Genomic DNA, 11,781 nt, shown 5'->3' with positions numbered 1-11,781 from the left:
TCGCTCGCGCTCGGCCTCGGCTTCGGCTTTGCGCTCGCCAAGCGATGCGAGCTGCGTCGAGGCGTTTTCGGCCCGCTCCAGCCAATTGCTGCGCTCGGCGCCAATGGCATCGAGCCGGCGCGCGCGCGCCTCGGCTTCGCGCCGCAGACCCTCATGGACGGCACGCGCATCGGCAAGCGTGGCGCGGTCGCGGGCGACATTGGCCGAAGACTGTTCGAGCTGCAATTGCAGGTCGCCGAGATCGGGCGCGTCCTGCAGCAGCATTTCGGCCTCGGCGAAGGCCGCCGAGGTCTCCTCATGGCTGTCGACGATGCGGGCGCGCGCCTCATCCAGTGCCGCGCGCCGGCTCTGCAATTCGCCGCCAGCCTTTTCGGCCTCGGCCAGCGCGTTGCGGGCGGCGTCCAGCCGATGCTGGGCGTCACGACCGGCCTGGCGCGTGTTGCGCTCGGCCTCGCTCGCCAGGTGAAGCGCCTGCTCGGCTTGCGCAAGCGCCTCCTCGGCCGGGCGCAGGACGAGCGTCGCCTGCACGGCTTCGGCATCGAGTTCGGCCAGCCGGTTCTTCTGCGCCAGCCGTTGCGCGGCGGCGGTCGGCGCGTCGGCGCTGGCGGTAAAGCCGTCCCAGCGCCACAGCGCGCCCTCGCGGCTGACCAGCCTTTGGCCGGGAGCAAGAAGAGCCTGCAGCCGGCGGCCGTCGCCGGATTCGACAATACCGATCTGCGCCAGGCGTCGGGCGAGCTGTTTCGGCGCTTGAACCACGCTGGCAAGGCTCCTGACGCCTTCGGGCAGAGCCGCGTCGCCGGGCTGGATTCCGCTTTCGCCCCAATGCACCGGCGCGCTGCGGTCGAGCGGGACGTCGAGGTCCTCGCCAAGGGCCGCACCCAGCGCCGTCTCGAAGCCACGATCGACGCTGATCTGTTCCAGCACGGCCGGGAAAAGGTCGCCGCTTGCGGCATTGAGTATCTTGGCCAGCGTGCGCGCTTCCGTCTCGATCCGCGCCAGCTCGGCCCTGGCATCCTGAAGCGGCGGCCGGGCAGCGCTTTCCGTGGCGCGGGCATCGATCACCGAGTGTTCGGCGTCCAATACGGCAGCCTCGGCTTCCTCCAGCAGCGCTACGGCCTGCTCGACCAGCACGCGCTTCTCCGCCGGGTCCGGCAGGCCGGCGACCTTGGAGAGTATCTCCGACAATTCACGATCGACGTCCGCAAGCTGGCGCGCGAAGCGGTCGCGGCGCTCGGCGGTGTCGCGCAGCGTTCGTTCGATCTGGTTGCGCGAGGCGGCGGCCTCTGCCCGCTCGGCGGTCAGCGCGGCGAGCTTGGCCTCGCTTTGCGAAAGCGTCGATGCCGCCTGTTCGAATGCGGCGCGGGTGCTGGCCTCGCGCTCGGCGGCGCCGGCATTTTCGGAATTGAGCGTGGCTTCTTCGGTGCGAAGGCGTTCGAGGATATCCGCATTGTCGCGGACCATGCGCTCCTCACGGGCGATATCGCCGTCGAGCTGCTGCAGCCGGCGCTCGAGTTCGCTCTGACGGGCGCGGATGCGGCCGGCTTCCTCCTCGATCTGCGACTTGGCGATCGACAGGCGCTGAAAGGCGGCGGCCGCGGCGGCTTCCGCGTCACGCAGATCCGGCAGGCGGTGAGCGCCGATGCCTTGCTCCCTGGCGGCAGCCATCTGGGCGGCGGCACGGTCGCCGACAAGTGCCGTGGCAACGGCAAGCGCCGAACGCGCCTCGCCTTCCTGCGTCTTGGCCAGCGTCCAGCGCAGATGCAAGAGCGTTGCTTCGGCCTTGCGGATATCGGCGGACAGGTTCTTGAAGCGGGAGGCCTGGCGCGCCTGGCGCTTCAGGCTTTCGATCTGGCTTTCCAGCTCGCCGACGACATCGTCCAGCCGTTCAAGGTTCTGTTCGGCCGCCTTCAGCCGCAGTTCGGCTTCGTGACGGCGGGTGTGCAGGCCGGAAATGCCAGCCGCCTCTTCGAGCAGCGCGCGGCGCGCCTGCGGCTTGGCCTGGATCAGTTCGCCGATGCGGCCTTGGCCGACCATCGCCGGCGAGCGCGCGCCGGTCGACTGGTCGGCGAACAGAAGCTGCACGTCCTTGGCGCGCGCTTCCTTGCCGTTGATGCGGTAGAGCGAGCCCGCCTCGCGCTCGATGCGGCGCGACACCTGCAGTTCGTCGGCATCGTTGAAGGCAGCGGGCGCCGAGCGGTCACTGTTGTCGAGGAAAAGCGTGACTTCGGCGGTGTTGCGTGCCGGGCGCGTGCCCGAACCGGAAAAGATGACGTCGTCCATGCCGGACGCGCGCATGTTCTTGTAGGAGCTTTCGCCCATCACCCAGCGCAGCGCCTCGACAAGGTTCGACTTGCCGCAGCCATTCGGCCCGACAATGCCGGTCAGTCCGCGTTCGATGACGAACTCGCCGGGCTCGACGAAGGACTTGAAACCGAGGAGGCGAAGGCGCGAAAACTTCATTCGCGCCGCCCATTAAGCGGATGTCGGTGATTTTGCGATGAGAATTCGCGGCACGACAAGAAGCCGCGCACGCCGAAGCGCCGCCGCCTCAGTGCTGACTGGACATCAGAGCAGAGGGTCGATGATGGCCGACATTTCCTCAATCGACATCGCCCCTTTGTAGGTCTTACCGTTGATGAAGAAGGTCGGTGTCGAGTCGACCTTGAATTCATTGGCGCCACGCTTCTGGACCGATCTCACATCGTCCAGAAGTTTCTGGTCCGTCAAGCAGGCCTCGAAGGACTCCTGTGTAAAACCGGCGAGCTTCGAGATTTGCAGCAGCGCATCCTTGGTGTTCTGAACGCCAACCCAGTTCGCCTGCTGCCTGAACAGGACGTCGACCATAGGGTAATAGTTATCCTTGGCGCAGCGCGCCAGCATGAAACCGGCTTCGGCACTCGGATCGAACGGGAATTCGCGCAGGATGTAGCGGGCCTTGCCGGTGTCGATATACTTTGTCTTCAGATCCGGAAAGGTGGTCTCGGCGAAATGCGCGCAGTGCGGGCAGGTCATCGAGGCGTATTCGACGATGGTGACCTTGGCGTCATCCTTGCCCAGCTGCTTGTCGGGCAGTGCACCCGGCTTCAGCAATTCCGCCATATCCACAGTGCCCTGGGCTTCCGGCGCGGTAGCGGCGGCCGGCGTGGCCGCCGTCGCAGGCTTGGCGGGAGCGGCCGGGGCCGCTGGCTTCACATCCGCGGCCTTGGCCTCCTCGCTGGAGTCGCTGCAGGCGGCGAGCAGGGCAACCGCCGGAATGGCGGCCAGCGAAGACAGAACGTTTCTGCGAGACAGACTTTGGCCAAACGGGGGACGGTTCATACGAATCACCTGACAAGGGTTGGATTTTGCAATGCAAAGACACGAAAAGGCGAGAGTTGGCGCGAATTAAGGCATCTCGATCCCCAATCCAATCTCCAAACCTGACAAGGGCGATCACGAATGCGAGATATTGACGACGAATCCAGGGCGTTCTTCAAGGGGCTTATGGCTTCCTCTCCCCTATAATGGTGGCGCCAAGTCTTTCCAGCGAGGCGCGCAGTCCATCATTGTCGACCAAGCCGACAGTGCCGGACAATTTCGTCTTCTCGGCTGCTGTCAGCGGCCTGAGGCCCGGTTTGCGCCGCCCTTTGTCGGCCGTCACCGGCTTCTGCACGATCCTGATGCGGTTGATGGCGGTGAAGCCGAGGAAGGCGTTGACCCGGTTGATGATCTCGCCGGTCTCGTGCTGCAAGTGCAGCGCCGCCATGCCCTCGCAGGCGATGACCAGCACCGCCGGCTCGAACGGATCGTCCTCATGCATGCGGCGCGGCCACTGGATTTTTTCAGGGCGCGAGTGGCTGGCCAGGCGCGGGCCGGCGATCTCTTCCCATGACTGGACGAGGCCGATCGAAATGCCGGCACGCTTGCGCAGCACCGGATCGAGGATCTTGGTCGCGAGGTCGCTGACCGGGACGGGATTGCCGTAGGGCGTTCTCCCTGCCATGTACGTTCTCCAGCCACGACGTTCATCAGTATCGGCCAAGGCCAATTCCCGATCAATGGCACCAGCAGACCAGACCCGCAAGACCGCATCCCGAGATAGCAGCAAAGCTGCATCGGGAGATAGCAGCCCAGTCGCATCTGGAGATAGCGACGATATCGCATCCCGCCTGCTTGGCTGGTACGACGTGCATCACCGTGAGTTGCCGTGGCGCATCACGCCAATTGAGCATGCGCGCGGCGTGAGGCCTGATCCCTATCGCATCTGGCTTTCGGAAGTCATGCTGCAGCAGACCACGGTCGAGGCGGTGAAGGCCTATTTCCGCGTTTTCGTCGAGAAATGGCCCGATGTCGAGGCACTGGCCGCGGCGCCGACCGAAGACGTGATGAAGGCCTGGGCCGGGCTCGGCTACTACTCCCGCGCCCGCAATCTCAAGGCCTGCGCCGATCTGGTAGCCCAGCGTGGCGGCCGGTTTCCCGACACGCAGACGGCTTTGAGAGAGCTGCCCGGCATCGGCGCCTATACGTCGGCGGCAATTACGGCGATCGCCTTTGACCGCCCCGCCGCCGTCGTCGACGGCAATGTCGAACGCGTCATCTCCCGGCTGTTTTCTATCACGACGCCGCTGAGCGAAGCCAAGCCCGAGATCCGCGCCCATGTCGAGCGCATGGTGCCAAGGACAAGACCGGGCGACTTCGCCCAGGCGATGATGGATCTCGGCGCCACCATCTGCACGCCGCGCCGGCCGCGCTGCATGCTGTGCCCGCTGCGCGAAGACTGCGACGCGGTCGTTTCAGGCGATCCCGAGCACTTCCCGGCGCGCCTGCCCAAGGCCGACAAGCCGCTGCGGCGCGGCGCGGCCTTCGTCGCCGTGCGGGGCGACGGCGCCATCCTTCTGCGCAAACCGGCGGAGAAGGACTTGCTTGGAGGAATGACCGAGGTGCCGACGACAGGCTGGACCGCGCGGATCGATGGGGGGACCACGGAAGCGGCCGCGCCTTTCCCTGCCAGCTGGCGGCGCGCCGGCCAGATTGCCCATGTCTTCACGCATTTCGCTCTCGAACTCGAAGTCTTTCACGCCCACATCAAAGGTGATGCGCCGGAAGGGCATTTTTGGTCGCTCGCCCACGAGATTTCCGGCGAGGCGTTGCCCACTGTCATGAAAAAGGCAATCGAGGCTGCGATGCCCGGCGCGACGAAAAAGCCGTCACCACACAGTGCAAAGAGGCCCCATGACTGAAATACGCCACATCGTTTTCGACATCGGCAGGGTGCTGATCCACTACGATCCCAACATTCCGTTCAGCCGCCTCATTCCGGATGCCGAGGAGAGAAAGTGGTTTTTCGACAATGTCTGCACGCATGACTGGAACATAGAGCAGGACCGCGGCCGGACCTGGGAAGAGGCCGAGGCGCTGCTGATAGCGGACCACCCCGACCACGCGGAAAACATCCGCGGTTTCCGCCGCCACTGGCACGAAATGGTGCCGCATGCCTATGACGACAGCGTCGCCATCATGGTCGGCCTGATCGAGAGCGGCCACGACGTGACGATGCTGACCAATTTTGCCAGCGACACGCTGGCCGAGGCGCGCGAGCGCTTCGATTTTCTCGAACGGCCGCGCGGCGTCACCATCTCGGGCGAGATCGGCATGATCAAGCCGGATCGCGGCATCTACGATCATCACGTTGCCGCGTTCGGCCTCGAACCGGCCGCGACGCTGTTCATTGACGACAGCCAGAAGAATGTCGACGGCGCCAAGGCGGCCGGCTGGCAGTCGGTGCTGTTCACCGATGCGAAGACGCTTCAAGCAGACCTTGAACGTCTCGGAATCAAGGCGTGATTTGAATCGCTTCCAGCGATCCGTTGAGCTTTTGAATCAACAAAATCCGAAGCAATTGGCAGGGGCTCAGGCCCCTGCCCGCTCCATGCCAAGCCGTGCAATGCGGCGAAGCTCGTCGATCGGGGTCAGGCCGCCACTGCGCTCATAATGCCAGAAGGTCCAGCCGTTGCAGGCATCCAGCCCCTGCACTTCGGCGCCGATCTTGTGGATCGAGCCGGCGCTGTCGCCGATCGCCACCGTGCCGTCGGCACGCACCTTGGCCGCCCAGCGCTTCTTGGCGTCGTAGAGCGTGGCACCCGGCATCATCAGCCCGGTGTCGATCAGGCTGACGAAGGCAACGCGCGGCTCGGCACGTTTGCCGGTCAGCACGGTGAGGTCCGCGCCATCCAGCGGCCGCACCGCGTCGATGCGCTCGTTGGCGGCCTCGATATAGGCCTGCTCCCGTTCGATGCCGACGAAATGGCGGCCGAGGCGTTTTGCGACCGCGCCGGTGGTGCCGGAGCCGAAGAAGGGATCGAGCACGATGTCGCCCGGTTTCGTCGAGGCCATCATGATGCGGGCGAGCAGCGCTTCCGGCTTCTGCGTCGGATGCAGCTTGTCGCCATTGTCGTTCTTCAGCCGCTCGCCGCCGGTGCAGATTGGAAACAGCCAGTCGGAGCGCATCTGGATGTCATCGTTGGACGCCTTCATCGCTTCATAATTGAAGGTATAGCCCTTGCTTTTCTGGTCGCGCGAAGCCCAGATCATCGTCTCATGTGCATTCTGGAAGCGGCGGCCACGGAAATTCGGCATCGGGTTGGTCTTGCGCCAGACCACGTCGTTGAGGATCCAGAAGCCGAGATCCTGCATCTTGGCGCCGACCCGGAAGATGTTGTGATAGGAGCCGATGACCCAGATGGTGCCGTTGGGCTTCAGCACCCGACGCGCCGCCAGCAGCCAGGCACGGGTGAAGGCGTCATAGGCCTCGAAACTCTCGAACTGATCCCAGTCGTCGTCGACGGCATCGACCTTGGACTGATCCGGCCGGTGCAGATCGCCGTCAAGCTGCAGATTGTAGGGCGGATCGGCGAAAATGACGTCGATCGACTTTTCGGGCAGCCGGTCGAGTGCGGCGACGCAATCGCCCTTGAGGATCGTGTCCAGCCATTCGGATTGCTGGGGAGCGTGGGATAGCTCGTCGAGAAGACGCACGGCAGACATTCTGACACCCAAGGCACGCGTTACTGTTTACTCTCCGTTATGGTTACCGATCAGCGTAAATATTCGGTGAAGACTGCAGAGTTTGCGAACGCTGCCCTGTTGGTGTATGCCGCGCCGCCTGGGCCTCCCGAGGCCATTTCATCCTCCCATTGTCCGGATCACCATGCCCCAGCCAGACCTTGTCATCTTCGATTGCGACGGCGTTCTCGTCGATTCCGAAATCATCGCCGCCCGCGTCGAGGCGGAACTGCTGACCTTGGCAGGGTACGAAATCTCTGCGGAAGAACTCGCCGAGACCTACGCTGGTCTGACGTTCAAGGACATCATGATGCGGGTCGAGGAGAAATCCAGCATCCCGTTCCAGGTCTCGCTGATCGACCGCGCCGAAGAGCTGGTCGACCGCAAATTGCGCAGCGACGTGCGTGCCATCGATGGCGTGCGCGAGGCGGTCGCCGCGGTAACCGCGCCGCGCTGCGTCTGCTCGAATTCGCGCTCCGAGCGCATCGAATTCATGCTGGAGAAGGTGCATCTGCTGCCGTTTTTCGCCGGCCGGATCTTTTCGGGGCTGGAGATACCAACCAAGAAGACCAAGCCGGCGCCCGACGTGTTCCTGTTTGCGGCGGAGAAACTCAACGCCAACCCGGCGAACACGTTCGTCATCGAGGATTCGGTGCACGGCGTCCATGGCGCCAGGGCGGCAGGCATGCGCGTGATCGGCTTCACCGGTGCCGCCCACAGCTATCCCGGCCATGCCGACGCACTGACGGAGGCCGGCGCCGAGACGGTGATCCGCCGCTGGGCGGAGCTGAAAAGCGTGATCGCGGCGCTGTCGGAGTGGTCGGACGCCTGAGGTACGTCCAGCCGCCGCCTAGGTTCTGTTGACAAAGTGCATCGGAATACGCCCGAAAGCGGTTCGGTCATCACCTGCCAATATAGGCGGCCAGTTCGTCCGGCGTCCCATTTGGGAAAGCCTGTTCTAGGAAATCCAAGAACGCCGACACTCGCGCGCTGAGCAGCCGCCGAGATGGGTAGAGCGTCCATAGTGAAATTTCGGGGCCGTCAATATCTCCCCAATTTACAAGTGTGCCGTCAGCCAAGTCGTGGCTCACCAACGAAATGGGAAGACGTCCAACACCGACGCCGGCTCGCACCGCATCCCGGACCATGATGAGCGTTGACAAAGTGAGGACCGGCTCGATTTTAATTGTTGACCGGCCACCGGCTGTCTTCACGTGCCACGTTTGCCCCTCGCCTAGCCCCCGCGCAACGCCAGGAGCGGCGCGTCCGCCGGTCGTGCGCGGAAGGTCGGGGCTCGCCACAATGACCAGGCGGTCGCGGAGAAACGCCCGTCCGACCAGGCTTTCGTCGGGATCTGGATTGACTCGGATTACCAGATCGTAGCCCTCCTCGATCATGTCGACAGGTCGGTCCTCGGTCGTCACCTCAAGCCTCACCTCCGGAAACTTAAGGGCAAACCCCGCGGCGATCCTCCCCATTGCGGTCTGCGAAAAATGTAAAGGGGCGCTGATCCGCAATCTCCCCTTGGGTCTCTGACCGCCCGAGGCGATCGCTGAAGCCGTCTCGTCCAGTTCGGCGAGCAAGGTCCCCGTCCGCTCGAAGAGCGCCCGCCCTTCCTCGGTGAGTTTCAGGTTGCGCGCACCTCGTTCAAACAGGCGCAGATCAAGACTGCTTTCCAAGTCTCCGACTCGCCGAGACAGCGTTGCCTTGGGCCGACCGGTGGCCCTTGCCGCTTTGCCGAAGCCACCATGGCGGGCAACGAGGTTGAAGTCGGCGAGGGCAAGGAGATCCATGCTCGTTCCACCAGTGGGACACTGCGTCCAAAATTTCCGTCTGTTAGACTGCTAGTGAGCCACCCATATCGGGCGTGTCAAGCAATCCAACAGGAGAAATTTCCATGACCATTCTCGTTACAGGCGCCACAGGCAATGTTGGCCGCCAAGTCGTCGAACACCTCGTCCAGCGCGGCGCCGACGTCCGTGCTCTGGTCCGCGATCCTTCGAAAGCCAGGTTCCCGGCAGGCGTATCCGTCGTGCAGGGCGACTTTCTCGACGTCGATTTGCTGCGCAAAGCCATGTCCGGCATTTCCACTCTGTTCCTCTTGAACGCCGTGGTGCCGGACGAATTCACGCAGGCTTTGGTCGCGCTAAACATTGCCCGATCGGCCGGGATCGAGCGGATCGTCTATCTTTCGGTGCTCCACGCTGACGTCTACGTCAACGTGCCGCATTTCGCGGGCAAGTTCGGCGTCGAGCGAATGATCGAGCAGATGGACTTCAAGGCTACGATCTTGCGCCCAGCCTACTTCATCCAGAACGATCTGATGATCGAAGACATCATCACCGGCTACGGCACCTACACGATGCCGATCGGCGCCAAGGGTCTCGCCATGATCGACGTGCGTGATATCGCCGAGACCGCCGCCCTTGAGCTGCTGCGCCGCGAACAGGCCGCAGAGCCGCTTGCGCTCGAGCGGATCAACCTCGTCGGTCCGCAGACACTAACCGGGGCGGATGTCGCCGCAATCTGGTCGGACGTGCTCGCCCGCCCGATCAACTACGTCGGCGACAATACAGAGGGCTTCGAGCAAAACCTCAAGCAGTTCTTGCCTGCCTGGATGGCCTACGACATGCGCTTGATGGGCGAGCGGTTCTTGACCGACGGAATGCTGCCTGAGGCCGGCGACGTCGATCGCCTGACTGCGCTTCTGGGCCGCGCACTGCGCCCATATCGCGACTTCGCGTCACAGATCGCTGCCTCCGCCTGACGACCCGGAAGGCGAAGTCCCATTGACGCGCGCTCAGGCATGAGAGGGTCTCGCACTGCCCTGTCTTCCGATGCACTTTGTCAACGAAACTAGTTCGTCGCAGCAGCTCTCTTACGGTGGGTCTTCTTGGACTTGTCCGTCGTTGCCTTCGGCGCGTTTTCATCATAGCCGGCAAAGGCCTGATAGTCCTGCGCCGTCGGCTCGGGCACGACGACATTGGAATCGGTGAAGACGAACTGCGTGGCGACCGAGGGATCGGTGACCTGGACCTGATATTGGTGAAGCTGCGAGTAGAGGACTTCGGTGCCGTGCATCACGGCGGTGCGGATCGGCATGGTGATGGTGCCGGGCGAGAACTTCGGTCCCGGCACGATCTTGCCGGCGACCGCGATCTTCATCGTCAGCTGGCCGTTGGCACGGCTGCAATCGCGTGTCACGTCGCTGACCGATGCCTGGTAGATGATGTTCGCCGACTCGTCGGGCGGAGTAGCAGCGGCGGCGTCGGCCTCAGCTTGGGCCGCGGCATCCTGCGCGGCGTCGCCTGTCTTCTTAATCCTGGGCTTGGGCTTCTGGACGTCCTTGGAGTAAGTGTTGAAGAATGCCGTGCCCTCTCGGACCGTCACTCTGGGACAATAGGCTTGCAACTGGCTGGCCAGTATCTTGGGATCCTGCGGCGGCGGTGGCGCCGTTGGGTCCTTCTTGCCAAAGCCGAGGTTCAGGATGCCATTGTCGCCCGATTGGCAGCCGGCGGCGGCAAGCATAAAGCCGGTGAGCGCAAGACCCGCCAAAAAGCGACCACTGAATGTACGAAACGCCATGAAACTGCACTTCCCTCTCGCAAAGCTGGTGACGTATATCAACCGCGCGGCAAAAATGCGACTAAGCCAGCGCAGAAATTAACCACCTTGCGGTGGACGGAAAAGCCAAGCAGTAACGGATTTGTGACATGCAATATGTGAGCACCCGCGGGGAAGCCCCCGTTCTTGGATTTTCCGACGCCGTGCTGGCTGGGCTGGCGCGCGACGGCGGGCTCTATGTGCCGCGGGAGTGGCCGCGGTTTTCCGCGGCCGAGATCCGCGCCATGCGCGGCCTTGCCTATCCCGATCTTGCCATCTGCGTGCTGTCGCCTTTCCTCGGCAACGAAATCCCGGCACCCGTCTTCGAACGGCTGGTGCGCGAAGCCTATGCCACCTTCCGCCACGAGGCCGTCTGCCCGCTGGTGCAAACCGGCCCCAACACCTTCATCCTGGAACTCTTCCACGGGCCGACGCTCGCCTTCAAGGACGTGGCGATGCAGCTTCTGGCCCGGCTGATGGACCATGTGCTTACCGAACGCGATCAGCATGCCACCATCGTCGGCGCCACCTCGGGCGACACCGGCGGGGCGGCAATCGATGCTTTTGCCGGGCGCAGCCGCACCGACATCTTCATCCTTTTCCCGCATGGCCGCGTCTCGCCGGTGCAGCAGCGGCAGATGACGACGTCGACGGCTGAAAACGTCCATGCGCTGGCGATCGAAGGCAATTTCGACGATTGCCAGGGCCTGCTCAAGGATATGTTCAACGATCATGGCTTTCGCGACCGGGTTGCGCTTTCTGGCGTCAATTCGATCAACTGGGCCCGTATCATGGCCCAGATCGTCTATTATTTCTCCTCGGCGCTGTCGCTCGGCGCGCCGGACAGGCCGGTCTCCTTCACCGTGCCGACCGGCAATTTCGGCGATATCTTCGCCGGCTACGCCGCCAAGAAGATGGGCCTGCCGATCGAACGGCTGGTCATCGCCACCAACGACAACGACATCCTGGCGCGGACCTTTTCGACCGGCGAATACCGAACCAAAGGCGTCTTTGCGACCACGTCGCCGTCGATGGACATCCAGGTGTCGGCCAATTTGGAACGCTGGCTGTTCGAGGCCTCCGGCCGTGACGCCGCGACGGTGCGGCGCTTCGTGGGCGGCCGGAAGCCGTCCGGCG

At 63.7% G+C, this 11,781-nt stretch carries 11 protein-coding genes; 5 read left to right on the top strand and 6 right to left on the bottom strand.

Annotated features, from left to right (window positions below; translation table 11 throughout):
* The 3 genes from NKJ06_RS31795 to NKJ06_RS31785 all read right to left on the bottom strand — a co-directional run.
* On the bottom strand, window positions 1–2,460 hold a 2,460-nt coding region (locus NKJ06_RS31795; RefSeq protein WP_352811946.1), incomplete at its 3' end, for an AAA family ATPase.
* Between the two features lie 105 nt (window positions 2,461–2,565).
* Window positions 2,566–3,318 carry a DsbA family protein gene (locus tag NKJ06_RS31790; RefSeq protein ID WP_352626619.1) on the bottom strand — a complete coding sequence of 251 codons (753 nt, stop codon included), beginning with the start codon at window positions 3,316–3,318 and terminating at the stop codon, window positions 2,566–2,568.
* Window positions 3,319–3,481: 163 nt separating this feature from the next.
* Window positions 3,482–3,982, bottom strand: a complete 501-nt coding sequence (locus tag NKJ06_RS31785) for a DUF721 domain-containing protein (RefSeq protein ID WP_352626617.1) — start codon at window positions 3,980–3,982, stop codon at window positions 3,482–3,484.
* Window positions 3,983–4,037: 55 nt separating this feature from the next.
* Here NKJ06_RS31785 and mutY point away from each other — a divergent pair, with 55 nt between their 5' ends.
* Together mutY and NKJ06_RS31775 are read left to right on the top strand one after the other, a co-directional pair.
* Window positions 4,038–5,219, top strand: coding sequence for an A/G-specific adenine glycosylase (gene mutY, locus NKJ06_RS31780; RefSeq protein ID WP_352811943.1), 1,182 nt, complete (start codon window positions 4,038–4,040; stop codon window positions 5,217–5,219).
* Window positions 5,212–5,823, top strand: coding sequence for an HAD family hydrolase (locus tag NKJ06_RS31775; RefSeq protein ID WP_352626613.1), 612 nt, complete (start codon window positions 5,212–5,214; stop codon window positions 5,821–5,823). Before mutY ends, NKJ06_RS31775 begins: the two co-directional genes overlap by 8 nt.
* Window positions 5,824–5,889: 66 nt before the next feature.
* Here NKJ06_RS31775 and NKJ06_RS31770 read toward each other — a convergent pair whose 3' ends face one another.
* Window positions 5,890–7,023, bottom strand: a complete 1,134-nt coding sequence (locus NKJ06_RS31770; protein ID WP_352626611.1) for a site-specific DNA-methyltransferase — start codon at window positions 7,021–7,023, stop codon at window positions 5,890–5,892.
* Between the two features lie 163 nt (window positions 7,024–7,186).
* On the opposite strand from NKJ06_RS31770, the gene NKJ06_RS31765 reads away from it, so the two are divergent.
* Window positions 7,187–7,873, top strand: a complete 687-nt coding sequence (locus NKJ06_RS31765; protein ID WP_352626610.1) for an HAD family hydrolase — start codon at window positions 7,187–7,189, stop codon at window positions 7,871–7,873.
* Window positions 7,874–7,943: 70 nt separating this feature from the next.
* Here the strand turns inward: NKJ06_RS31765 and NKJ06_RS31760 are convergent, their stop codons facing one another.
* Complete coding sequence (locus tag NKJ06_RS31760; protein WP_352626608.1) at window positions 7,944–8,834, bottom strand: LysR family transcriptional regulator; 891 nt, start codon at window positions 8,832–8,834, stop codon at window positions 7,944–7,946.
* 104 nt (window positions 8,835–8,938) lie between these two features.
* Between NKJ06_RS31760 and NKJ06_RS31755 the strand changes: the two genes are divergently transcribed.
* Entirely contained in the window at window positions 8,939–9,808 is an 870-nt protein-coding gene (locus tag NKJ06_RS31755) for an SDR family oxidoreductase (RefSeq protein ID WP_352811941.1), read from the top strand.
* 89 nt (window positions 9,809–9,897) lie between these two features.
* Here NKJ06_RS31755 and NKJ06_RS31750 read toward each other — a convergent pair whose 3' ends face one another.
* On the bottom strand, window positions 9,898–10,626 hold the full coding sequence (locus NKJ06_RS31750) for a hypothetical protein (protein WP_352626604.1): 729 nt from the start codon (window positions 10,624–10,626) through the stop codon (window positions 9,898–9,900).
* Between the two features lie 128 nt (window positions 10,627–10,754).
* On the opposite strand from NKJ06_RS31750, the gene thrC reads away from it, so the two are divergent.
* The coding region (thrC, locus tag NKJ06_RS31745) for a threonine synthase (protein WP_352811939.1) at window positions 10,755–11,781 on the top strand (1,027 nt) is incomplete at its 3' end.

This window comes from Mesorhizobium sp. M0293, assembly GCF_040321735.1.
Classification (GTDB): domain Bacteria; phylum Pseudomonadota; class Alphaproteobacteria; order Rhizobiales; family Rhizobiaceae; genus Mesorhizobium.
This window is presented reverse-complemented; position numbering and strand designations above follow the sequence as displayed.

What these genes read in the sequence shown, in the direction of transcription:
- NKJ06_RS31755 (WP_352811941.1), top strand. Translation starts at nt 8,939, where the DNA reads ATGACCATTCTCGTTACAGGCGCCACAGGCAATGTTGGCCGCCAAGTC.
- NKJ06_RS31785 (WP_352626617.1), bottom strand. Translation starts at nt 3,982, where the DNA reads ATGGCAGGGAGAACGCCCTACGGCAATCCCGTCCCGGTCAGCGACCTC.
- mutY (WP_352811943.1), top strand. Translation starts at nt 4,038, where the DNA reads ATGGCACCAGCAGACCAGACCCGCAAGACCGCATCCCGAGATAGCAGC.
- NKJ06_RS31770 (WP_352626611.1), bottom strand. Translation starts at nt 7,023, where the DNA reads ATGTCTGCCGTGCGTCTTCTCGACGAGCTATCCCACGCTCCCCAGCAA.
- NKJ06_RS31790 (WP_352626619.1), bottom strand. Translation starts at nt 3,318, where the DNA reads ATGAACCGTCCCCCGTTTGGCCAAAGTCTGTCTCGCAGAAACGTTCTG.
- NKJ06_RS31765 (WP_352626610.1), top strand. Translation starts at nt 7,187, where the DNA reads ATGCCCCAGCCAGACCTTGTCATCTTCGATTGCGACGGCGTTCTCGTC.
- NKJ06_RS31750 (WP_352626604.1), bottom strand. Translation starts at nt 10,626, where the DNA reads ATGGCGTTTCGTACATTCAGTGGTCGCTTTTTGGCGGGTCTTGCGCTC.
- NKJ06_RS31760 (WP_352626608.1), bottom strand. Translation starts at nt 8,834, where the DNA reads ATGGATCTCCTTGCCCTCGCCGACTTCAACCTCGTTGCCCGCCATGGT.
- NKJ06_RS31775 (WP_352626613.1), top strand. Translation starts at nt 5,212, where the DNA reads ATGACTGAAATACGCCACATCGTTTTCGACATCGGCAGGGTGCTGATC.